The organism is Ligilactobacillus hayakitensis DSM 18933 = JCM 14209 (genome assembly GCF_000615845.1).
Classification (GTDB): domain Bacteria; phylum Bacillota; class Bacilli; order Lactobacillales; family Lactobacillaceae; genus Ligilactobacillus; species Ligilactobacillus hayakitensis.
The window spans coordinates 1-23,691 of the sequence record NZ_BAML01000022.1 but is presented as its reverse complement, the minus strand read 5'-3'; the positions used below and the strand labels follow the sequence as shown (position 1 = coordinate 23,691).

At 34.9% G+C, this 23,691-nt stretch carries 18 protein-coding genes; 5 read left to right on the top strand and 13 right to left on the bottom strand.

Annotation, left to right across the window (positions count from 1 at the left end; all coding sequences use genetic code 11):
* Positions 1 to 77: 77 nt before the first annotated feature.
* Both tnpA and JCM14209_RS06425 read left to right on the top strand, forming a co-directional pair.
* A complete protein-coding gene (gene tnpA, locus JCM14209_RS09330) occupies positions 78 to 515 on the top strand; it encodes an IS200/IS605 family transposase (protein WP_025022712.1) in 438 nt (145 codons plus the stop codon).
* 44 nt (positions 516 to 559) lie between these two features.
* Positions 560 to 946 (top strand): hypothetical protein, encoded by a 387-nt coding sequence (locus JCM14209_RS06425; RefSeq protein WP_025022711.1) that lies wholly within the window; start codon positions 560 to 562, stop codon positions 944 to 946.
* Positions 947 to 1,129: 183 nt separating this feature from the next.
* Here JCM14209_RS06425 and JCM14209_RS10040 read toward each other — a convergent pair whose 3' ends face one another.
* From JCM14209_RS10040 to JCM14209_RS06395, 5 genes are all read right to left on the bottom strand, one after another.
* Positions 1,130 to 1,267, bottom strand: coding sequence for a hypothetical protein (locus JCM14209_RS10040; protein WP_155830690.1), 138 nt, complete (start codon positions 1,265 to 1,267; stop codon positions 1,130 to 1,132).
* Between the two features lie 8 nt (positions 1,268 to 1,275).
* Positions 1,276 to 2,112 (bottom strand): hypothetical protein, encoded by an 837-nt coding sequence (locus JCM14209_RS06415; protein WP_025022710.1) that lies wholly within the window; start codon positions 2,110 to 2,112, stop codon positions 1,276 to 1,278.
* Complete coding sequence (locus JCM14209_RS06410) at positions 2,099 to 3,499, bottom strand: hypothetical protein (RefSeq protein WP_025022709.1); 1,401 nt, start codon at positions 3,497 to 3,499, stop codon at positions 2,099 to 2,101. Before JCM14209_RS06410 ends, JCM14209_RS06415 begins: the two co-directional genes overlap by 14 nt.
* A 209-nt stretch (positions 3,500 to 3,708) precedes the next feature.
* Positions 3,709 to 7,401 carry a glycoside hydrolase family 68 protein gene (locus JCM14209_RS09735; RefSeq protein WP_025022708.1) on the bottom strand — a complete coding sequence of 1,231 codons (3,693 nt, stop codon included), beginning with the start codon at positions 7,399 to 7,401 and terminating at the stop codon, positions 3,709 to 3,711.
* Positions 7,402 to 7,578: 177 nt separating this feature from the next.
* A complete protein-coding gene (locus JCM14209_RS06395; protein ID WP_235804130.1) occupies positions 7,579 to 8,256 on the bottom strand; it encodes a DNA-methyltransferase in 678 nt (225 codons plus the stop codon).
* Between the two features lie 223 nt (positions 8,257 to 8,479).
* On the opposite strand from JCM14209_RS06395, the gene JCM14209_RS06390 reads away from it, so the two are divergent.
* A complete protein-coding gene (locus JCM14209_RS06390) occupies positions 8,480 to 8,716 on the top strand; it encodes a hypothetical protein (protein ID WP_025022706.1) in 237 nt (78 codons plus the stop codon).
* 41 nt (positions 8,717 to 8,757) lie between these two features.
* On the opposite strand, the gene JCM14209_RS06385 is transcribed toward JCM14209_RS06390, so the two are convergent.
* The 4 genes from JCM14209_RS06385 to dcm form a co-directional block, all read right to left on the bottom strand.
* Positions 8,758 to 9,558 (bottom strand): DUF6339 family protein, encoded by an 801-nt coding sequence (locus tag JCM14209_RS06385; RefSeq protein WP_025022705.1) that lies wholly within the window; start codon positions 9,556 to 9,558, stop codon positions 8,758 to 8,760.
* Positions 9,548 to 10,399, bottom strand: a complete 852-nt coding sequence (locus JCM14209_RS06380) for a hypothetical protein (protein WP_025022704.1) — start codon at positions 10,397 to 10,399, stop codon at positions 9,548 to 9,550. The genes JCM14209_RS06385 and JCM14209_RS06380 overlap by 11 nt, the downstream gene beginning before the upstream one ends.
* Positions 10,386 to 12,350: a hypothetical protein gene (locus JCM14209_RS06375; protein ID WP_025022703.1), complete on the bottom strand. Its 1,965-nt coding sequence runs from the start codon at positions 12,348 to 12,350 to the stop codon at positions 10,386 to 10,388. Before JCM14209_RS06375 ends, JCM14209_RS06380 begins: the two co-directional genes overlap by 14 nt.
* Positions 12,351 to 12,611: 261 nt before the next feature.
* Positions 12,612 to 13,925 (bottom strand): DNA (cytosine-5-)-methyltransferase, encoded by a 1,314-nt coding sequence (gene dcm / locus JCM14209_RS06370; RefSeq protein WP_035520119.1) that lies wholly within the window; start codon positions 13,923 to 13,925, stop codon positions 12,612 to 12,614.
* 106 nt (positions 13,926 to 14,031) lie between these two features.
* Here dcm and JCM14209_RS06365 point away from each other — a divergent pair, with 106 nt between their 5' ends.
* Positions 14,032 to 15,528, top strand: a complete 1,497-nt coding sequence (locus JCM14209_RS06365) for a MutH/Sau3AI family endonuclease (protein ID WP_025022701.1) — start codon at positions 14,032 to 14,034, stop codon at positions 15,526 to 15,528.
* A 34-nt stretch (positions 15,529 to 15,562) separates the two neighbouring features.
* Here the strand turns inward: JCM14209_RS06365 and JCM14209_RS06360 are convergent, their stop codons facing one another.
* A complete protein-coding gene (locus tag JCM14209_RS06360; RefSeq protein WP_025022700.1) occupies positions 15,563 to 16,528 on the bottom strand; it encodes a hypothetical protein in 966 nt (321 codons plus the stop codon).
* Positions 16,529 to 16,741: 213 nt separating this feature from the next.
* Between JCM14209_RS06360 and JCM14209_RS06355 the strand changes: the two genes are divergently transcribed.
* On the top strand, positions 16,742 to 17,563 hold the full coding sequence (locus tag JCM14209_RS06355) for an HNH endonuclease (RefSeq protein ID WP_025022699.1): 822 nt from the start codon (positions 16,742 to 16,744) through the stop codon (positions 17,561 to 17,563).
* Between the two features lie 246 nt (positions 17,564 to 17,809).
* On the opposite strand, the gene JCM14209_RS06345 is transcribed toward JCM14209_RS06355, so the two are convergent.
* From JCM14209_RS06345 to JCM14209_RS06335, 3 genes are all read right to left on the bottom strand, one after another.
* A complete protein-coding gene (locus tag JCM14209_RS06345; RefSeq protein WP_025022698.1) occupies positions 17,810 to 18,661 on the bottom strand; it encodes a hypothetical protein in 852 nt (283 codons plus the stop codon).
* Between the two features lie 299 nt (positions 18,662 to 18,960).
* On the bottom strand, positions 18,961 to 21,690 hold the full coding sequence (locus JCM14209_RS06340) for an SEC10/PgrA surface exclusion domain-containing protein (RefSeq protein WP_025022697.1): 2,730 nt from the start codon (positions 21,688 to 21,690) through the stop codon (positions 18,961 to 18,963).
* A 644-nt stretch (positions 21,691 to 22,334) separates the two neighbouring features.
* Positions 22,335 to 23,691 (bottom strand): MiiA motif-containing surface protein (locus tag JCM14209_RS06335; RefSeq protein ID WP_025022696.1); only part of this gene is annotated, 1,357 nt, incomplete at its 5' end.

Below are 23,691 nucleotides of genomic sequence, written 5' to 3'. Positions count from 1 at the left end.
ATTTTTAACCATTCATGTAACCTCCTTTCGAGAAATATATGTTATAATTATTATAACAATGAAAGGGTGGTATGTAAATGATTATACATGAAGAGGGATACGTTTATAATTTCAATTTTCATTTAGTTTTCGTTACTAAATATCGAAGAAAAATATTTGATACTCAAGAGAAAGTGGACACTATGAAAGCTATTTTACAACGACAAGCAATTATTTCAGAAGTAACTGTTAGTCAGTTAGAGGTTATGCCAGACCATGTGAATATGTTAATTTCTTTTAAGCCAAAATACGCTCCATCTAATATTGTTAAAAATCTTAAAGGAGCATCAGCTAGAATATGGTTCAAACAATATCCAGAAACTAAAAAATTATTATGGGGTGGACATTTGTGGTCGCCTAGCTATTATATGGCGACTTTAGGCGATATGAGTAAGGAAGTTGTAGAAAAATATATTGAATCTCAATATACTGAAGCCATGAGAAGACAACTTAAAGGTTACTATGGTAAAAAATAGATAAGTTAGTTTAGCGAGCGAAACCCCTGATTAAAATCAGAGGTTTGCGCCCGTTTTATAATCAAACCATTTCAAATCTTAAGCGATATGCTGACGTTGATTTTTATGACATGGCTTCACAAAAAAATCTCTTGGTATTAAAGCAAGATGGTAAGCTAACACCAAAACAACGGCAAAAATTAGAACGCTATGCTTATGCTTATCGGCCTAAGATTACGTTTAACCAAAAAATTAATCATCAGCACTACACCACGTTGATGCAACCCCAATACCGCGCGGTTTCTGGGGTGGGCAACCTAAGAGTTATTATTCGGATTACGCTAAAGGAATCAGTGCCTTTTTTATCACTGATAACGGGGTTTTCGTCATTTACACGCCTATGGTTGATGGCTACGTTCCTTATGCCGTCAAAATTCCAAGTGTCTTTTTGAAACCGGCTTTTCAAAAACTTTTTTAAATAAACATTGTGTTTTCTGTAAAAAATGATATAATTTAATTTATAAGTTTTAATTTGAACATTAAACTTTGGATCTATAGGAATGAAGCTGTGGTTTAGGCCACGGCTTTTTTTGTATCCAAAATAAAAATGCTGGGAGCCCCCCAGCATTTTTTACTTAAACAAGTAATTTTAAATTATCCATTAAATATTCAAAAACCCGTTTGTCCATGACCCGCAAATCTCCCTGATTTAACACAGGCCAAGAATAGGCTTTAAGTAAGGCAGTCTCTCCCATAGGAAATAATGCTGGCACCTTGAAAGTCACCAAATCATCAGTTTGCACCTCTTCGATTTGAGCTTAATGCCAAAACTAGATAAGACCGCCCACAAGTAAGGTTCATAGCCCATTGATTCAATCAAGGTCGCATCCAAGGCATAAAAGCGATTCTCTTCATACAAATAATAACTCGCTTGCTTGTCATCCCCTCTTTTCGCTAAGGTTAGCGTTCTTGGTGGCGTTTTTTGCCACCAATCTGTTGGAGAATTAGCGCCGTTTAAATATCGGAGCTGCGGATTATTAGCCAAATATTGATTTTCAACTAACGGTAATTGCTTCAAATATTGATAAAACTTTGACGGCGTAACTTCCTGTAAGTTAAACATCACTGAAAAATCTTGGCGGACTTTTTTCGGCATTTCTTTTAGATACACGAGACCTTGCCCGGACATCAAGAGATTTTTTGAGATGATATTTCCGGTCACTAAAGAAAGCTTGTCATCGCCACAAACCATAAAATTCTGTAATTCATAGCGTCTTTTAGCGTCATAGACACTCCCCAGCGCTAAATAATTATCCAACAATTCAAAATACAGCGCTTCATTTAAATAAGGCTTAAGGTTGGGATATAAACTACCAAAGGACTCCATTAACGCTTGCATAATCTTTTTTAATAAACGTTTTGAAACTCCTTGATTAACTTCATAATCCATCGCGTCGGATTCAAGGTTGGTTAATAATTGCTTGGCTAGGGCCGAATACACCAAGCGATATTGAAATTGCGTCTTGGATTCATTTGACGCTTGTTGCACCTGCAAGTAAGAAGCCATATCAAGTTCAAACGCTTGTTGGGCTTTTTTTTGTGGATTAATTTCTTCCATCATCTTCGCCCCCTTTTTGCTTTAAATACGCACCTAAAACTTTTTTTACATCAGCTAACTTAACCAAGCCGCCTTCTTCTAACTGATTTAAATCAGCGACAATTGCATTGAGTTGTGAGTCAGCTTGCTCCTTGATTACACGGGGTTTTTCTTCAGCTTTAAAGCCCACCCGATAAATTAATTGTCGGCCGCGATACAAGCGGACTTCTTTATCAGCTAGATTCTCTATATGCTTAGAATAGCGATTATGTTGATCAAGCGTATAAGTCGCAAGCAAAATGTGGTGCGCAAACACCTTAAGCGTCACCGCTTCTTGCAACGTGTTGGTAACCGTCAGCTTTTGCGGGGCAGAATATCGCTTTTGATTGCGATAATTCATCGGCCCGTTTTCAGTTTCAAATAAAAATTCAAATGGTTGCTGTAAGACTGGATATTGGCGCTTGCGGCGTAAATTAGCAAAATCCGTCACGTAATCCTTACTTCCAATTAACAGTAACTTATTGCTAGAATGGCCGCCTTCTTTGAGCGGTAACTTGGTCAATAAGAACTGATGATATGAATCAAGGGGCCGGCCGTATTGGCTGACGACGTGTTTTTTTGAGAGGTTCGCCAATAACACATTGTTGCGATAAAAATAGTATTTATCGAAGTTTTGGTGGTATTCCGGCCACATCGGTACCACGCGATCTTCTTTTAACTTATCTTGGGTTAAGTTTGCCCAGTAATGATAGAAAAAGACGCTCGTTGACGGGGTTACTTTCGTGGCTTTCACAATGGTAACGTCGAGTTTTCTTCTGGTTTTTAGCCTTTGCATCACAGTCAAGCCATCAATATTTTTGATTTCAGCCTGCTTTTTGTGGATGATGACGTATTGGCGATTAACTTGGACTTTGCTGTCACGCTTAATATGTTGGCCAGTTCGAGCGTCAAAAATCCCGCCGAATTTAAAACCGAAAAACTTATTGGGCCAAACTTGATAAATCCGGCTTTCTTTAGGATTGTTTACCAAGTGTAATTGATATTGGCTCGTGGCTTCAATTGGAAGCGGAAAATAAGTGACCTTGCTAGAAGAAACGTCGGCCATGGCAATCTTGCCTAAAACGCGCCCTTGCTTATCATAAATCCCTAAAAAATCATCCTTTAATTCATCAATTAAATCCTGGTCAAGGGGCATCAAGCCAAATCTGACCGTGTAAGTACGTTGCTTAACTTCAATTTTGAGCGGTAAATTCTTATATTCTTCTTTGAAATAATTAACGTGTTGAACCTGACTTCCCCCGCGTTCGCTGCGATCAGGACAGGGGCGCTCTTCTTTTTTATGGCGGAAATATGAATCAACATCACCTTTTTTGGTATATGAAACGTAGTCGTGACATAAGGCACACATCAAATATTCTTCATTAGACTGATACCATGAATTCCGAATTTTTTGCGGGCTTCATTTAAAGAAATATGGGTCCAATGTCCGGTCTTTTCTGAAGGGTACATTACGTGCGTTAACTCCATGGTTTCCTCCTTTTGTTAGTGTCATGTAACCATTATAAAATCTCTACAAACAAAAAAGCAAAGGAAAATCCCTTGCTTTTAGTAGATAAATTACTTCATTAATGCACCAGTGGCAGCATTAAAGCTGTATTCTTTGCCGTCAATGACTTGCTTGCCGTAAACCATTTGACCTAAACGGTTGTAATAAACAGTCTTGTTTTGTTCACGGATGTGTTGGAAACCATACTTCATGGCACCAGTACTTCTGTCAAATAAGTACCAGTGACCGTTGATGTATTGTTGGCCATATTGCATTTGACCCTTGTTGTTATAGTAGACTGTCTTATTTTGTTCGGCAATGGTCTTGAATCCTGTTTGCATAGCACCAGAACTCTTATCAAAGTAGTACCACTTGCCGTCAATGTATTGTTGGCCGTATAACATGTGGGCGTCTTTTGGACTGTAGTAAACCGTCTTGTTTTGGTCTTTGATGTATTGGAAGCCGGTTTGAACCTTACCAGATGACTTGTCAAATAAGTACCACTTGCCATTGATGTATTGTTGGCCATATTGCATTTGACCTTTGCTGTTGTAGTAAACAGTCTTCTTTTGTTCCGCAATATATTGGAAGCCTGTCTTCATTGCACCAGATGACTTATCAAACAAGTACCAGTGGCCATTAATATATTGTTGGCCGTATTGCATTTGACCCTTGTTGTTGTAGTAAACCGTCTTCTTTTGATCTGCAATGTATTGGAAACCGGTCTTCATCGCACCTGATGACTTGTCAAATAAGTACCACTTACCATTGATGTATTGTTGGCCATATTGCATTTGACCTTGATTATTGTAGTAAACCGTCTTCTTTTGTTCTGCAATGTATTGGAAACCGGTCTTCATTGCACCAGATGACTTATCAAACAAGTACCAGTGGCCATTAATATATTGTTGACCGTATTGCATTTGTCCTTGATTATTGTAGTAAACCGTCTTCTTTTGGTTAGCGATATATTGGAAACCAGTTTGAGGACGGCCGCCTTTAATCAAGTACCAGTGACCGTCAATATATTGTTGACCGTCTGAAATCTTAATGGCACCAGATGAACGGTCGGCAGTGTATTTCTTGCCGCCAAGTGTAAGAGTACCATATTGCATTTGACCGGCTTGATTGTAGTAGACAAATTTGTTTTGGTTGGCAATAAATTGAAGTCCTGTTTGCATGACACCTTGGTTGTCAAACAAGTACCACTTGCCATCGATATTGCGTTGTCCCGTTGTACGAGCCCCAGATGACTTGTCAAAGTAATAAGTCTTGTTGTTAATCTTTTGGAAGCCATATTGCATTTGAGCTTCGTCATTGTAGTAAACGGTCTTGTTTTGGTCTTTAATTGTTTGGAAACCATATTGGCGTGCACCACTTGTCTCGTCAAATAAATACCAGTGGCCGTCAATGAATTGTTGACCGTATAACATGTCGCCGTTTTGGTCGTAGTAAACCGTCTTATCGCTGCTTCTGATGTATTGGAAGCCAGTTAAGTAAGTTCTTGTAACCTTATCAAATAACTTCCAGTGACCTGAATCATCGTTAACTTCAACACGAGTGAAATCTTCGGGGGTAAGACTTGAGCTAGCCTTAGTACCAAAGTAACTTGGGTTAGTACTATCTTCATTCCAATCCCAAACCCCTTGATCAGTAAGAGACTTAGCGACCACTTGAGTTGTGCCGTCATCATTTAACTTCAATAAGAATGATGGAGCTAAAGTTGAATCTAAATCCTTACCGGCTGCTTCACCACGGTTTGACATGTAAGCTGTCACTAAAACAAAGTGGTTGACAAAATAGTCTTTGTCATATGTTTGTCCGTTGATTGTTACGGTCTTGTCTTTGATGTTGTCAGGATTAATCTTCACTGCGAAATATGAGTATGTGGCGGTGCGTGAGTTAGCTGAAACTTGAGTTGCTAGAACCAAGCCATCCCCATTCAACGGCTTAAATTCGCCATCGATTGAATCAGCAACATACCCTAACATCCCGACATTATCGCCAATAGCGGCCTTAACTTCATTGTTGGAATCGACATCAAATGTCCGGTTCAAACGAGTGGCAGTGAAGAGATAGTACTTGCCGTTAATATCAAAAATAACGGGACGTTCTAATTCATCACTAACAGAAAGCGCTGAAACTAAAGGACGATAAACCTTAGCGACACTTGGATTCTTTTCGTTGTTATCTAACTTGATAAGTCCTAAAACCCCGTTAGCGACGCTCGCAAGTTTAAGAGACTTGTTTTTGTTTGATAATGTAATAATACGTTGGAGGTTATCTTTAGCGGTTCCCCCGTAGTTATCCCAGTTGTAGACTTGGTTTTCACCTTGATAATCAATGGATCCAGTAGCTGATTCAAAGACTAAATAACGACTACCATCGGCATCTTCAAAAATGTGAGGATCACGTAATTGGAAGTTATCAACGCCAGACTTGTCGTCAAGCCATTGTTGGAAGTTTTGGTAGTAATAACCATCCCCATTGAAGAGTTCATGGTCATTTTCAGTGTTCTTGATATAAACTCGATCGCCATCAATTCCTAAATTCATAGTCAAAGTAGCGAGACGTTGGTAGTTTGTGTTATTGGTCCAAGTTACATTGGTATAGAATAATTGTACCGAACCATCAGAGTTGACAGTGGCAGAACCTGACCAGTGTCCCGTTCCTGCAGGTAAACCATAACCAAAGATTGAACCGGCAACCTTCCAGTTGTTAAAATCATTGTCCCCATACTTGCTGTAAAGTAAGTAAAGGTGATCATCTGATTTGTGAGGTTCTCCGGCCATGGCCACAACTAATTGATAACCATTCCAGTTTTGCACTAAGCCAGTGCGCGCATCTTGAACGGGCCATGAATCCCAAATTTCAAGATTAGCAATTTCTCCTGTTTTCGCATCCTTAACATTTTGCATGGCAGGCATATTCACAACTGCTTTTGCCTTAGTATAAGGAATTGTATATGAAGAATCTCCTTTAAGGAATTTATCAACAATACTTGCTAAATGATCGTGGGTAAACCGTGTACCGACATTGGTTTGATCGTCAGTATAAATCTTATTTAAAACCTTAATTTGATCTGGCGTGATGTCTTTTAGAACTAACTTAGCTGCCGCTGCGACTTGCTTTGCGGTAGTTGTAAGTTGGTTATAAACTTGCACGGCTTTAGGGTCATTTAATTGCATCGCAAGATAACTTGTATCTTGATGATCAATGTCATCGCCCGTACTAATTAAACTATCAACATCTGTGGCTTTAGTTGATAAGTTAGGGTTAGTCTTGCCTGTATTAGTATCCTTTTGGGTATCATCAGCAGTCGTCTTACTTCCAGAAGTAATTTCTGAGCTTGCTTTTGAACTATCCTTTTTAGCGTCGGTATCATCTTGCTTAACTGAAGATGATGTCGCAGCTGAAGAAGAAGCTGCTGCCGTAGAACTAGTACTTGCGGGATTGGCGTTATCAGTTGATGTACTTGTTGCACCCGTTGTATTTGCTGCAGTTGTATTTGATTCACTTGTAGATTCAGTCGTGTTAGCCTTTGATTGTGGTGTTGAAGCTTGGTTTTGCACCTTTATTGTTGCTTGCTCTGAAGCACTACTATCTTGACTGTTGGTTGTACTGCTAGAAGCGTCAGGTGTAGTCGTGTCAGCTTGGACGTTATCCATGTCAGCTGCCATCAAACCTGAGGCCATTGCACCCGTTACGATTGAAGCAACAACCCAATTCTTACCTGCCTTATACATTTTTTTATGTTCTTTCAAGAATCTTTTCCTCCCAAGTTTAACTTTTACGCCCTATATTATAGCACAAAAGCCTTAGAGTTACTCTAAGTTGATTAATATCATTCTTGCCAAAATCCAATCTTAAGAATTTCCTAAATTTTTATATAGGAAAAATTTAAAGATTGGTCCTGGGGGTAGAATGGGGATTTTCAGAAATCATTTAATATTGCCGATTTTTTCGTTTTGATAGTCTGCAAGTCTTTGCTTGGCAATTTCTAAATACTCTGCTTGTTGGTCGACGCCAATAACCTTGATGCCAAGAAGCTTCCCCGCAACCACCGTTGTTCCACTGCCCACAAATGGATCGATAACCTTACTTCTTGTAGTCGCACACGCTTGCAACATGCGTAACATTAAGGCAAGCGGTTTTTGCGTGGGATGCTTGCCGAATCTTCTTTCAGAACGATTAATCACAGGGGTGCGCCAGACATCTTTCATTTGCTTTCCGCCGTTAATTTGACGCATCAAATCATAGTTGAAGACATGCTTTCCTTGAGGCTTTTTGGCCCAAATAATCATTTCCGTTGAGTGCGTGAACATCCGCCGACTTAGATTCGGTGCGGGATTGGCTTTTTGCCAGATAATGTTGTTAATAATTTTAAAATCTAGTTTGCGAAATAAATATCCGATAATAAAGATACTGTGAAGATTGCCAAAAATCATAATCGCCCCATCGTCAGTTAATACCCGCTTGACTTGGCGTAAAAATTCTTCATAAAAACCCACTACATCAGTTCCTTTTGGCTTATCCCAATCACCTTTATTAACACTTACCCGCTTGCCGCCACGATTCGAAAAGCCTCCATTACTGAGAAAATATGGCGGATCAGTCATAACAATATCGACACTTTTATCCGGTAGACTGCGCAAATATTCAATTGCATCGCCATGAATTAACGTCGACAGATTATCTGAATAAATTTTTTTCATTTTCTTATTACACCTCGATAAAATTAATTGGATCTAAATTATAGATCGCATTTTAGATCAATGCAAATTGATCTTTTGCTTGCAAAAGGTGAAATCATGATCAATAATTATTGATGGAGGTGGAAAAATGAAGGTATATTTAGCGATTCATGAATACGTGGGAATTGAAGAAGCTTATAGTGAAATCCTAGGCGCTTACTTCAAGCATAGGGACGCTACTGAAGTGGTAGATGAAACTTTGAACAAACGAGTGGCGCACCTTTCGGTCATAGATAGTTCTTTGCAGCAATTCCACAGGCAGCTAGTTTACCAAAATGAAGCATGTAGAGAAGAGTTCTATGTTTTAGAAGAGGATATAAAATAAGCGGCGAACTTTTTGTCCGCCGCTTGGGTTGGATTATTAGATTATAAAAATACTTTGTTTCGGTCACGTTCAATAACAATTTCAGGATTTTCAAAGAATAAATCTATTCTATCCAATGCTAATTGTTTAATTCTTTCTCTAGATAAAATATCAATAACTTGAACACCACCAAGTGCGTTTAAGTACTTATTAATTTCGTTATATGATTCTTTTCTATTACTTATACGATGTTGGTTTTCACGAACAGCTTCAATTACTCCAAGAGCTGTATCCTTGTTACTAAAGATATTTGAAAAAATTACAATACCTTTTCCAGCTGCATCTTTGCTAAAAAAGAAATCTGTTAGTTCATATGGATCTTGTGTATTTTGTTCGTCGTATGTATTGTATCCCATCCACCATAATCGCGCTAAACGATGAAGAGCTAAAGAGCGTTTACGTGATCTAGTATAGTATAAATTCAGCTTTACTTCATGTAGATATTTTTCTTTATTATCACGTTTAAGGGAATCTAAAGTTTCCATTAGATAATCTAGATAAACTGTGTTAATCATCGTAAACCATAATTCCTCACGAGTTGCTTCGGCAGGTTTAAGATGTTTTAATGGTTCATAAACATTTTTAATGTTTGTAACATAAAATTCTGAGGCCGAAAGATTTAAATCTAATGGATGATATTCAAAATCATAGTTTGATGGTGCATTATAAACAAATTCATTATTAAATAATTCTTCAATTCCTTTTCGATCTTTATTCCAATATAATTCAGCATATTTTTCATCAAAGTTTCGTTTAAATTCTTCTAAAAATGAAGAATCACATGATTTCACTTTAGTCTTCATCACTAATAACTCCTTCTAATGTTTTTAATCCTCTTGCCACTGGATCCTCTAAAATTCGTTGCGCAACTTCTATAGGATTGATGTCTCCTCTTTTCATTTCGTCGATATCAATCTCTAAGACTTCACATCTTTTTTCGATGACTTTGTACCATTGTTTTTCTTCAAAAGCATCTTGGTTTTCTTTAACGTAGTTCAAAATCTGAATTAAAGCTGGATAAATAATCATACTATTCGTGATATTATTTAAATCCTTATACCCAAGATAAATTTCAAATTGTTTTTCTGGCAAGCGTACATATGCAATATCACTGTCTAAGTCAATTTGCATTGTTTCTTTAACTGAACGAGTAACTTTTATAATAGAGTCAATGTTTTTAAAAGATTTATCTTCATTAACCGCTACTGTTGCAGTAAATCCAACAGCTAATGGATCACCAACTTGTAAATCTGGAAATACGTAGTCATCCCCATAAATTTCTGTATTGATTGAATTGATAGTTAAACCTGTCAATGTTTCATCAATTAATAAGAAAGGAGTTAAATGAACATTACCAACCATAACATTAGGATCAATACTAAAAACATAACGTTTCTTTTGGTTTTCTAACTTAATAAGTGTACGATACATTGTATAACTACATTCTACATGTAAATAAAATGATGCTTTACCAGAATAAAATAATTCCTCAAGACCATCATCTTTTAATTTATAGTCAAGCACTATTTTATTTTCAGAAAATTCACTCTTTCGGTATGAAACTTCAAATTTAGAACTTTCAATATAATCTTCATCATCAATTGATAATACTGGGTATGGGTAAATACTGTTACTTATCTGCATTGACTTGCACCTCTAATTTTAGTCTAGACTTTTCAGTAATTGTTAAATTAATAGTTTGCCACTTACCTTTTTGAAGAGAATCAATATATATATTTGCACCATCATGCTCAACTGGCATATGATTGATTGAAGATTGAACAAGAGTTATATCATATGCTATACCATTATCTCCAATAAAAGTAACATGTAATTCAACATGATTTAATTTTCTATTCGGCTTAATAACTAGTTTGTACTTACCCAACTTATAATTATCTTCAATAATTCTATAACTTAATTCTGTTACAGTTTCCCGTTTCTTACCCTTTCTAGCGTATACTTTCTTTCCATTTTCATCTTCTTTATTTTTACCTTTTCTATCCCCGATTCCATGGTCATTTTCAGTACTAGTGCCGCCACCTTTACCATTTCCATCGTAGGCTGTACCTGCTGATGTACCACCTTCAACAACACTTATAGCGTTAAGTTCGTCGGTTTCTAAATCACCATTACCGCTATTACGTTTACGAACTGCAACCTTATTAGATTTTACCTTTGGTAATTTAATTTCAAACTTACTTGTATCGCCAAAGATATTTTCTTTGCTATCTTTTTTGTTATTTCTAATAGAATCTAAATCTTCCGGTAAGAAATCACTAACTCCATATGCTGAAACTTCTTCTTCACTATTATTTTTAAATTCTGAAATAATAGCATCTCTAATGCTACTTGTCATGAACTTTAAAAATTTTTCTGCATCTCTTGGACTAGAGCTTCTATCTTTAGACCAATCATCATGATTGGGATTTTCTAAGACTTTCAATCTCTTATTAATTAATGGCCCTTCAGCATAAAAAATACCAGAAAAATCTAAATAAGAACTAATATTTTTTTGATCCTTAATTTTCATCCCTGCATTACGGGTCATTAAAACTCTTCTATTCCCAACACCTTTATCTGAAACATAAAGATGTACTTCTCCTGGTTCAAGCATATATGCTTTTTCAAAGGCAGTTAACTTTAATTCTTTGCGATTAGGATCTTCTAAAACATCTAAGTAACCTACAATGGTTGGATACTTTCTATTAAATTTCTTATCATTACGATTTTCATTAATAATCTTCTTTGCAGCCTTATAATCTATTAAAATATGACCCTTGTTGCTTCCTACAACTACTTCTAGTTTTTTCTTAAAGAATGAGAATAGAAAATTATCAACTAATGAATATGTAATTTCTTTTTCCCAATTTTCAGCTAAATCTTCATTAAAGCCAACAATATAAATATCTGTTCCTTTTTCTGAACGGGTTATTTCTGGATCAAATTCAATTTTTCCTTCTCTTGCTACCTTAGTAGAATTCTTACCGAAATATCCTGTACCTTGAGTCGTATATCCAGTTTTATCGCCAGGGATAGAAACAAACTTCATAACCCCCATTGTTTTTAACCCTTCATCAGCTAAAGTGCTATATACTACTGTACGTAATTTACTTACTGCAAAAGGTGCCCCTTTACCAATCCCAAATGATCCAGCAGAATTATTATCTTTTTTAACAGATGAACCGACTTGTTCGATTAATGATTCCCAGTTTTCTTGACGTAATCCTGTAGTATTAAAGTCACTAATTTTCATGACCTTAATTTTCTTTTTGTCAAGAAGCTCTTGCATTTGCTCAATCATTTTTTTGGTTTTATAATCATGGTTCCATTCTTTTTGGGCACGAATTAAAATATCACTCTTTAATTGTTCGTACCCTGGAATATCCTTAGTTAATACATCGAATACTTTAAATTCAACTCTAACAGGTTTATCTAAACCTTCTCTTTTAGCATCCAATGAATTTTGACAAATTTCACGGGCTAATGATGTTAACGGATGATCATTAAACATTTCAATTAGGGCATTTGACCCTGATTCTTTTTGTAAATCTTTACCACTTGGGAAATACCATCCCTCTTGTTTTAAATTCACAAACATCTCCTCCAATATATAATATAACTATTGACAAACGTTGTTATATCAACAATAATCAATGATCTTTATATAAAATTATCATATATTTTATTATAAGTAAACATTTCGTAACATTATTTTTTATTTATACACCACAAAAACTAATCACAAATCGTGCAAATGAAGCCTGGATTTAACACCTATAATAAAAAAGCATGCGATATTTGTTAAGAAAAACCTAACAAGCATCACATGCTTTTTACAATCAATTAATAATTTTTACATACTATCTAATTTTTTTAATTCGATTCCAATACGTTTTACAATCCCTGTAACTAACGCATTCCCCATGAAAAACATTCGCATCCGATCAGATACTTCTACAACTTCTCCTTTTTCATTGAGCTTATACTTAGTCCAATCATCAGGGAAATCTTGCAATCGTTCTGCTTCAATTGGGGTTAATAAACGGTATCTTTCCCCAACTTTTAAAAAGTGCGTTGAACGATTCGTTGTTCCTTCTGAAGTTAACATTGTTCTACTTGGAAGATCTAATGAATCGTATGCACTCATTCCACCTTCTGAATAAGTGTATTCATGGCCATCAGCTGATTTACGCTTAATTTTCTTTGGTCCACGTAGATATGCAAACTTTTCAAGTTTAGCTTTATCTTTAGGATCACTTTCATCAAAGTAATACTTTTCATCAACATCTTCAACTGGTTGAATAATTTCTCCTAAAGTACGTGGCTTTTCATCACCTGTTGGTGCAGTTTCAATCGTATAGTAATGACCGTTGTGCATAATTCCAGTATTGAATACTTTTCCAGTAAAATTATCTGAAATTTCAACAATGTCATCATCTAATGTATATTCAGCAACTCGATTTTTCACTGGTTCTTGTTTAATTGGAAATTGACGTGCAAATAATCCTTTTTTAAAGATATAGTCTTCATATGGATTGCTTGCCAAATCTTCTAATGATTCAACTTCCCCGTTATCTTGCAACATTTCTTGCGTTTTCTTGCCCCATGGAGTGTCATTGCGATATACGTAAAAGAATACACGACGTCGACGTTGTGCTTCTCCATATTCAGCCGCATTAATCACACGCCATTCTAATGAATAACCCAAGTCGTTGAAAGCTTTAAGCATAATAGCAAAATCACGTCCACGTTGACTTGATGGTGATTTCAATAAACGATCAACATTTTCCAAGATAAGATATTTAGGACGAATATTTTCAGTTGCTCGAATAATTTCCCAGAACAAGACACCTTTCTTACCTTGAATACCTTTAGCTCCTGTATGAGCCACTGAATAATCTTGACAAGGAAAGCCACCAACAATCATGTTGACACCATTATCTTTCATTTCTTCAAATTTAGCGTCTGGAATTGTTGCCACATCAACTCCGATGTGTTCCATATCTGGAAAACGATACTTTCCAACTTCAAAAGCATCTTGAGCTTTTCTTGATGGTTCATATTGATTTGAATATTTTGTTGTATAATAGGTATTATCAGCATTATTTAAACCAATAATAAAACCACCTACTCCATCAAACATGGAGAAGACGTTCAACTTACTCATAATTTTATCTCCCTTGTTTTTTTTAATTAATATTTAGATTATAGCAAAAATCAGACTATTGATCAAGGACTATTGCTCAAGGGATACATATTAGAAAGGAGAAAACATGGCTGAACACTTTTATTCATATGAAGATGAAGAATTAACCGAAAAATTTGATTCAATTATTAATGAAACTCTCGGTGAAATTGATATTAATCATGCCTTCGATAAGACAATTGGACATCCCAAAGTAACTGGGATTGCTGGGGATGTGATTGAACAATCAGTTCTAGGTTATCCTTCAAATTCAGACCAAAAACCTGATATTTTTGTCAGTGGTTTACCCGTTGAAGTTAAAACAACTGGTATTCGTTATTCAACTAAAGCTAGAAAATCAGGTAAGGCAACTGAAAAAGATTTTGAAGCAAAAGAACCAATGTCAATTACTGCCGTATCGCCAGATAAAATTGTTGATGAAGAATTCGACAACTCAAATTTTTGGCATAAACTGGAAAGAATGCTTCTAGTTTATTATCACTATGATGCCGATAAACCGGTTAAATCATGGGACTACAAGAATTTCATGGTCAAAGGTTATGAATTACATCAATTTTCCAAAGAAGATAAAAAACGTCTTGAAGCTGATTGGGTTAAAGTTCGTGACTTTATCCGTGAAGCTAAACTTACATACCCTAATGACCCAACAGTTCAGTATCCATTTTTAGGAAGTACATTAAGAAAAGACTTACTATTAATAGATACTGCACCAAAGTGGCCACATAACCCCCGTTTTCGTCTAAAGCGCAGTACGGTGACTGCGATTGTGCAAGAATATTTTGAAAATCGGACACTAGAAAAAATCGATAACTTAGAAAGTATGAACGACGTTGATAAACTTCTTCATGATACTTCTGAAAAATATCGTGGCAAAACAGTCCGCGAAATTTTAGAGGAACTTGGTATCAAATATAAATTAAATTCTAAGAAAGACGTTTCAAAATCAATTGCTGAACAAATTGTTTTAAAAATGTTTAATTCAAAATCTAAGAAGTTAAACGAAATCGAAGTCTTTAATAAGGCTGGTTTCATTCTCAAATCATTAGTACAAACTAAAGAACATAAAAGAACTGAGGATACCAAATTATTTAGCATTGATTTTTCTGACTTATCCAATGAACATTTTGGACAATCTCAATTCTTTGAATACTTCTATGATACTCAATTTTTATTTATTTTATTCGAAGAACCTTCAAGCTCAGCTAAATTGTTAGATAATAAATTCTTAGGGTTCAAACGCTTATATTTCGAAGAAGAATTTATCGACACAATTGTGAAAAAAGCTTGGAATCATACCAGAGACCTTGTCATAAACAATAAATTAAAAGAATCTATTGTCTATCGTAAAAATACTAACGAACCGGTTATTAATAAGAAGTCTGGTACTGTTCAAACTACACTAAACTTCATCAAATCAAAAGATAACGAGGCCTTCATTCGTGGTGGTGGTAAAGATAGTACCGCTAAAAACCACCAACTTAACGGGATTTCAATGTACCAACAATTTATCTGGATTAAAGGTTCTTATATCAACAATCGATTAAACGAATTACCCTTTATATAATTATTCAACCTATAGTTTCTTTATTTAGTAGGAACTATAGGTTTTTTTGTTTTAACTGAAGTAAAATTTCACTCGTACCTGCTAAATGATTTATTAATTTAATTAATTGATCAATCGTATAATTATCTAATCCTGTATATCCATGTAACATAGAATTCCTATTTGCTAAATTTGCTGGTACATATATATCATTCTCGAAATCATTTCTTCTAAATTGTAATTTTCCTATTTCTAATACTTTAATTAAATCTAAATATAATGTAGATCCTTTGAACATTTCTTGTTGTTGCATCTCTCTTAATTTTTTAACATTTCTTTTTATATCTTTTATTCTAGTAATTCTACTTTGATATCCTAATTTTGTTATTTTATTAGTTTCTTCCAATAAATCTACATATACTCTATCTAACTCTGGATAAAGATTATTAGCAAAAAATGGCCAAACATCTGCAAATTTTTTATTCATTTCAGATATAGTCTTTAAACTTCCATAATATCCTAATCGTTCGAAATTATCTAGAATTCCATCTATTTCTTCCTTACATAGTTCATAGTTATTATCTTTGTAACTCTCAATGAAACCTTTCCTTATATATTTTTCTGCCTCATATACCATATACTTTTGAGTAATTGTTGTCGGTAGCAACCCCTGTTTCTGGCATTCATCATTAATCTTTGTAACATTTTTCTTTTTTTCTTTTCTAATATTTTCCAGAATTGATACTGTTTTCGGAAGATTTAATTGCGTATTTAGTAATGTCACACCCTTAAACAAATTGTCAGCAATACTTACAGAATTCGCTATAACTTTCTCCAGAGCTTTAACACTAGCTGTAAATTTTGAATCTACATACGTATTTGCTATCTTTGAAATAGGCATTTGCGGAATAGGTATTTGTGGAATAGGTATTTGTGGAATGCTCTTCTTTAAAATATCGATTCTAATTGGTTCCACTACACCTGCGCTATTACTTTCTTCTTTATTAATATATTTACTCATCTCTAACAACACCTTTCTTAAATAAGTGTATTCTATTATATTACTTATTCAGTAGCTGATCAAGGAAATATTCCATTCATAATCAAGTATCTCATCTTAATTACAATATTTTTCAACTTCACCTGATAGTTTTTGTTAAACCTGGTATAATACGCTGTAAGTAATAAGATTTTCTAGTTTGACACTAGTTAAGAACTTCATGGAGGAATGATTATGGATAACGTTTTTCGTAAAATTGACGCTCGTAATGATCCAGAATATAAATATGTAAAAGAAAACCCAAGTTATCGTGATTTCCTTATTGGATTTTACTATTATCAAAAAGATTTGTCTTTGAATGCAGGAAAAGTTACTAAATCTAGCGGAAAAGCTCACTCTTATCAGAATTTCTTAATCAAGATGATAATCTTCTACAAGGATATTTACGGTGCTTTTCCCACTAGACTAGATTCTCCACAAACTAGCGAAGGTATCAAGACGTTCTTTGATATTCCAGCATTCGTTAAACTTAATAAGGAAAGTCATAACTTTTATAGTGCCACTATCCATGGTTATTTAAATTATCTTGATCAATTAGCTCTTGAAAACGCTGATCAAATTAATGATGATAGCGAAGTGAACTACATTATTAAACTTCGTACTAAACCTAAAAAACGTTCTGAAATTATTACTACAAAAACAGTTGAATACCCTAGAAGTCAACGTGAACTCATGGCAGCTAAGCATAAAGCTGATTGGAAATGTTCTTATGATAACAATCATATTACCTTTATATCTGAAAAAGATCATAAAAGTTTTGTTGAAGGACATCATTTAATTCCAATGCAAGTTCAAAAAGATTTTGAATATACAATTGATTTTGCGGATAATATTGTTGCCCTTTGTCCTAACTGCCACCGTCGTATTCATCGCTCTATTAAGCAAGACCGCAATCAAATGATTGAAAAATTTTACTTCAATCGGATTGAAAACATCAAAGTTCATGGCGTTAATATTTCAATTGATAGACTTGAAGAGATATATACAAAAATTTAAAATAGTACAATTTATAATCAATTTAAGAGTTTATATTTTGATTCTTAAATTGATTTTTTATTTTATCATCCTCCCACCACTAGCCCCATCATCAAAACTAACCAAACAAAAAAATAGCACACTGCCACCAAGCGAAAAACGGCAACTCGAAGTTTCCTGTACTTCCAAGAAGGCTGCTATCATCCTTTATTCCACCAAGATTTTCCAAAACAAAAAGCACCCACCTAAATAAGTGAGTGCTTAGTCTTAATTAACCTTAGTTAATCTCATTGAGTCGTCTTTGCCATTTAATTCATAGCTTGAGCCGGACTTTTTGATTTTAAAATCATCATTATCAAGCGTTAACGTATCACCCTTAACCTTCACACTTGAATAAGTTGATTCATTTTTAATGTCCGTTGCCGTTGGGATATGGTCAGTTATTAGGACTTTAGCCTTATCATTATCAAAAGCGAGGTACAACTTGTAATCCTTGTCTTCTGAGCTTGATTCTTCATCATCTTCTTCATCTTCATCATCGCTGCTGCCAAAAAGGCCAAAGCCAAAGCTATCGTCATCATCGTCGTCATCGTTAGCGGCGTCTTGATAAGTGTTATAAGCTTCAAGCGCAGCAGTCGCATATGTTCCCGATACTTCATAAGTGCCGTGCTTCAAGGCGCGTTCATACTTAGTTTGGTTCATATAAATCCCCAAAATCACCAAAACTGTGGCGATAGCACCAAAAATCCCAATCATCTTTGGACGATCCTTGTGCCACAATTCCTTGAATTTCATCACCAGTTCATTTTGGGTCTTAGGTTGTTGGTGATAACCTTGCTCTTGCGGATTCATGTTTTGATTTTGCGGCATCGCATGGCTTTGAGCTTGGGTTGATTGTTGGTTGTTTATATTGGGTTGGGTGTTTTGAGTTTGATATGGATTTTGCCCATTAAACTGTCTTTTTTCAAATGGACCTTGTTTTGGGTCTTGGCCGTTGAACTGTCTTAAAATTGGTTGGTGTCCATTTTGATTAGTTTGTCCTTGGTTTAGACTTCCTTGCGTATTAGGATTTTTTCCATTATTTGGCAGATTGTTTTGGTTGTTGTTTTGCTTAGCCATAAATTTCTCCTTAATTACTTATTTTTTTATTGGATGCAAGAGATAATAATCTCTATCAATTAATTTTTCTATAGAACTATCTTATCATACAATTAAGAATTTCTTAAACATTTTTCACAACATTTTGCAAAAATATTTAGCCCCTTGTTTTACTTGAAATTTATATTTTTCACAGCTACTACATCATCAAATCTTTTTGAAACATTGCTTATTTTTAACATATGTATTCCTTTCTTAATATATAAAAAAAGATAGGGTTAGTTTTACCCTATCTTTTTTATAAAATAATAATTTTAAGTTTAGTTTTCTTTACGCTTACCTAATTTAGCAATACCAAGTAATGAGCCAAATGCAACTACCATTGCACCTGCAAGAGTCATTTCTGAACCCTTTTCACCAGTTTGTGGTAACACACTCTTCACAAGATCACTTGTAACTTGTTTGTTTGATGATACTTCATAAACAGCCTTAGTAGTAGGGTTAATTGCTAATCCTAATGCAACATTACCAGCCATATCAACAATTTTACCATTGCTTACAGCTAAGCCTTGGACTTGTTTACCATTTTCATCAACTACCTTGTTTCCAACAACATGTAATCCATTGTTTGTTGCTGCTTGTTGTGCATTAGCTTGTGCTTCAGCATTTGCCACTGCTTCTTGTGCTTTAAGTAGTGATTGTAATTTAGCTAAAGCTTCATCATAAGCCTTTTGCGCAGCAGCTTGTTTTGTTTTAGCTTCGTCTAATTTAGCTTGTGAAACTTGTTGTGTTTCTTTTGCTTCATTTAAACGTGATGTTGCTACTTGTAGGTTGTCTTTTTCACCATCTAATACAATTTGAGATGATTCCAATTGATCTTGAGCATCTTTAAGTGCTTGTTTAGCATCTTCTAGAATTTGTGGAGCATTTTGTAAAGCAACTAAGTAATCTGTAGCCTTTAACATCTTATCTTGCGTTGCATTAGCTTCATCTTGAGCATTCTTAAAATCATTTTGTGCTTGTTTTAATGCTTGTTGTGCTTGTGTTAATGAACCTTGCTTAGCATTTAAATCTGCTTGAGCTTTATTTAATTGTTCTTGAGCTGCAGATACTTTATTTTGTGCATTTGCTAATAATTCTTGCTTCTTAGCTTGATCACCTTTAACTGCATCCAATTTATTTTGTGCTTCTAAAACAGCAGAATTTACATCAGCTAATTTATTTTGAGCAGCTTTTAAATCATTTTGTGCTTGTGCTGTTTTTGTAGGAACTGCATTTGCATTAGCAACTGCCTTTTGAGCATCAGCTAATTCTTGTTGCTTCTTTTTAAGAATAGCTTGAGCTTGGTTGTTAGCATCTTGTGCTTTACCTAAGTTATCATTAGCTTGTGCTAATTCTTGTTTAGCAGCGTTTAATTGATTTACTAAATCATCATGAGATGGAATTGCCACTTCTGTTGTGTCAAATTTAGCCGAATCCTTAATGTAATCTTTTCCAATATTTTGGAAGTGTGTCATGATTGTTCCATCATTAGTCCAAGAACTTAAATTCATTGACATTAGTGATGTATCTACACCTAAGTATTCTGGTTTACTTTTTTCGATAACATCATAGCCTGTACCTAATAATCCACTAGCATGGAATAATTCATCACTAGCAAATAACATATTCAATAGTCCATCATAAACGTTTAACTTAATTTCGTCTAATGTTACATTGGATGATGCTGGTTTGAAAAATGCGTCTTCAGATGCTCCATAAAGTCCACTTTGGTCAGCTGCAAGATTTAAAGCACTGATATCATGTCCAATTTCATTCCAACTATCAGAAATGTAGTTATTACTTACATTTTTAGCATATTCTAAACTACCTTCTACAACTGAAACTTTAGGTAACCCTAATTGAACACGAACTTGATTTAATAAATCAGCTGCAAATAGTGTAATTTCTTTTACTTGTTCATCTGTTAAATTATTAACATCAACTTTAATTTGTTGATCAGCTTTATTAGATTTATATGAATTTGCATTCATATTTGCGCTCATAACATTCTTATCAATTTCAAATGTAGGATCATTACTAATATTATTAAAGTAATCATTAAATACTTTCTTATAAGCATCAGGATTAACTACTGTAATAGTATTTACAGAATTTAATTTATCATTTAGTCCATCAACTTTAGCTTGAGCAGCAACTTTGATTCCTTGGAACTTATCTAGTTGATTCTTCATTGCTTGTGCTTGGTTAGTTGAAAAAGCAACATTTTCTTGTGCTTTTTTCAATGTATCATTTGCACTGTTAATATTTTGTTGACGTACTTGGTCAGCATTCTTAGCATTTTCTAATGCTACTTGTGCTTGTTTTACATCATTTTGAGCAGTATTTGCACTTTGTTTTGCATCATTTAATGCTTGTTGTGCCTTTGGTAAGTTTGAAGCGTCTAAATCTTTTTGAATTGAATTTGCTTCGTCTTGAGCTTTCTTAACACTATCTTGTGCTTGTTTTACACCGTCTGTAGCTACTTTAACTTCGTTTTGTGCTTGACTGACAGCTTCTTGTTTTTCAGAAACTTTAGATTGAGCGAATATTGCTTTTCTATTAGCTTTATTTACATCATTTTGCTTTGCGTTTAAATCATCTTGTGTTTTCTTAATAGTTTCTGCGTTAGCATTGTCAGCATTCTTTTGTGCTACTTCTAAAGCTTGTTGCTTATCTGCTACATTTTTTTGATTATCAGCAACATTTTTTTCATAATCATTTACAGTATTTTTAATACTGTTTACTTCATTTTGACTCAAGCTAACTTTTTCGTTAGCTGTTTGAGTACTTTTCTTTTGTGCTTGTAAATCAGCGTTTACTTGATCTAAATTTTCTTTAGTTGTTTGCACATTTTGCTTAGCTTGATCAACTGGTGTAGTTGTTTTTGTTTGTGTAGCATCAGAAGGCTTTACTTCTGGTTGAACACTATCAGCTTTAGCATTATTAGAAAATACCCCTGTAGCTAAAGCTGCACTTGCAGCAACTGTTGTTAAAACTTTTTTCTTCATGTAAATTCCCCATTTCTTTTTAATTTACAAGTATTATTATACCCTACCTTCATATTATAGGGGCATTTAAATGGATTGATAGTGATTCTGATTTAATTTGTAAATTTTTTGAAAATTTAGACTAGATTAAAAAGTCCTATTTTAGGGCTTTTTAATCTATGCTTCTTGTTTTTGTGAGAAATTTAGGAACTAGTTTATTACTCACGGTTAATTCCCCCGCTAGCCGCCACCACTGATTGTTGCGTAATAAACTTCCATGCTACTTTTCACTTCTATTTTTTGTCTAAGTATGATCGTTTAGGCGGTCTTCACTAATATTATAATTAATCAGACCGTCTTATTGACGATTATTTTTTCCCGTTGTAAAGCGGCTTTTAACTCATCAATAACTACCATTAGTTCTGTTACTGACTTAAAAGGACACCACCTAATTCCAATGCAAGCTCAAAAGAATTTTGTATATACAATTGATTTTGCGTATAATATTGTTACTCTTTGTCCTAACTTTCATCGTCGTATTCACCGCCCTATTAAACAAGACCGCAATCATTTAAAAAAGAGGATTGGAAGTATTTGCTTCCAATCCTCTTTTTCTAGGCTCTATAATATTCTGTGCTTATTTCAAATTTCAAAAAACTATTTTCTTAGTCTTCTTTTTTCTTTGAAAAACCTAAACCAAACATTGTACCTGCAGCTAATGCAATCGCACCTAATAATGTTGCATTTCCAGATTTTGCACCTGTTTGAGGTAAGACGTTTGTATTTGCATCAGCTTTTTGACCATTAGCGTTCTTAGCATTTGCCTTAGTTGCTGTAGCAGCTGTTGCTAATTTAACATCGTTACCATCGATAATAGCTACAACTAAATCTGAACCTGCAATTGTATCTTGTGATCCATCAGGGTATGTGATTGTTGCTGTTCCATTGTCAGCGATTGTAATCACTGTACCTGCTGGGAAGTTGTTTACTTTTTCAATTGCATTCTTCACAGCTTCTTTTTCAGCATCAGTTAAGTGATTTGTATCTTTAACTGGTGTCTTAGCTGGAATGTTAGGAGTAATTTGATCTGCGATTGATGGAGTGTTATTTTCAGCACCCTTATCTGCAGTTGCTTTATTGTTATCATCGTTACCCTTTGTATGTCCATTTACTTCTACTCCCACTGTTTGTGGTGTGTCCATACTTGGATCATCTACTGTAACTGTGATTGGGCCATCTACATCCTTACCTGGTGTTACAATGATGTGTCCCTTGTCATCGATTTCAACTGGAATATCTTTTCCGTCTTCATCTTTTGCGGTTACTGTTGTATCTTTTGTTGGGTTTACTACAACTACACCTGTATCTTGTGCGTCATCTGTTGGATCTACTGGTGTCTTTCCACTTTCGTCAACTGATGTTACTGGTGTTTCTGCCGGTTTGTCTGTATTTGGTTTGTTTTCACCATTGTTTGCTGGTTTATCTGAACCGTTATCGTCGTTACCCTTTGTATGTCCGTTCACTTCTACTTCCACTGTTTGTGGTGCATCCATGCTTGGATCATCTACTGTAACTGTGATTGGGCCATCTACATCCTTACCTGGAGTTACGATAATGTGTCCCTTATCATCGATTTCAACTGGAATATCTTTTCCGTCTTCATCTTTTGCAGTTACTGTTGTGTCTTTTGTTGGGTTTACTACAACTACACCTGTATCTTGTGCGTCATCTGTTGGGTCTACTGGTGTCTTTCCACTTTCATCAACTGATGTTGCTGGTGTTTCTGCCGGCTTGTCTGTATTTGGTTTGTTTTCACCATTATTTGCTGGTTTATCTGAACCGTTATCGTCGTTACCCTTTGTATGTCCATTTACTTCTACTTCCACTGTTTGTGGTGCATCCATACTTGGATCATCTACTGTAACTGTGATTGGGCCATCTACATCCTTACCTGGAGTTACGATAATGTGTCCCTTGTCATCGATTTCAACTGGAATATCTTTTCCGTCTTCATCTGTTGCA

Coding starts and splice junctions, on each gene's coding strand:
- tnpA (WP_025022712.1), top strand. CDS start 78: ATGATTATACATGAAGAGGGATACGTTTATAATTTCAATTTTCATTTA.
- JCM14209_RS06415 (WP_025022710.1), bottom strand. CDS start 2,112: ATGGAAGAAATTAATCCACAAAAAAAAGCCCAACAAGCGTTTGAACTT.
- JCM14209_RS06410 (WP_025022709.1), bottom strand. CDS start 3,499: ATGTGTGCCTTATGTCACGACTACGTTTCATATACCAAAAAAGGTGAT.
- JCM14209_RS06395 (WP_235804130.1), bottom strand. CDS start 8,256: ATGACTGATCCGCCATATTTTCTCAGTAATGGAGGCTTTTCGAATCGT.
- JCM14209_RS06390 (WP_025022706.1), top strand. CDS start 8,480: ATGAAGGTATATTTAGCGATTCATGAATACGTGGGAATTGAAGAAGCT.
- JCM14209_RS06385 (WP_025022705.1), bottom strand. CDS start 9,558: ATGAAGACTAAAGTGAAATCATGTGATTCTTCATTTTTAGAAGAATTT.
- JCM14209_RS06380 (WP_025022704.1), bottom strand. CDS start 10,399: ATGCAGATAAGTAACAGTATTTACCCATACCCAGTATTATCAATTGAT.
- dcm (WP_035520119.1), bottom strand. CDS start 13,925: ATGAGTAAGTTGAACGTCTTCTCCATGTTTGATGGAGTAGGTGGTTTT.
- JCM14209_RS06365 (WP_025022701.1), top strand. CDS start 14,032: ATGGCTGAACACTTTTATTCATATGAAGATGAAGAATTAACCGAAAAA.
- JCM14209_RS06360 (WP_025022700.1), bottom strand. CDS start 16,528: ATGAGTAAATATATTAATAAAGAAGAAAGTAATAGCGCAGGTGTAGTG.
- JCM14209_RS06355 (WP_025022699.1), top strand. CDS start 16,742: ATGGATAACGTTTTTCGTAAAATTGACGCTCGTAATGATCCAGAATAT.
- JCM14209_RS06345 (WP_025022698.1), bottom strand. CDS start 18,661: ATGGCTAAGCAAAACAACAACCAAAACAATCTGCCAAATAATGGAAAA.
- JCM14209_RS06340 (WP_025022697.1), bottom strand. CDS start 21,690: ATGAAGAAAAAAGTTTTAACAACAGTTGCTGCAAGTGCAGCTTTAGCT.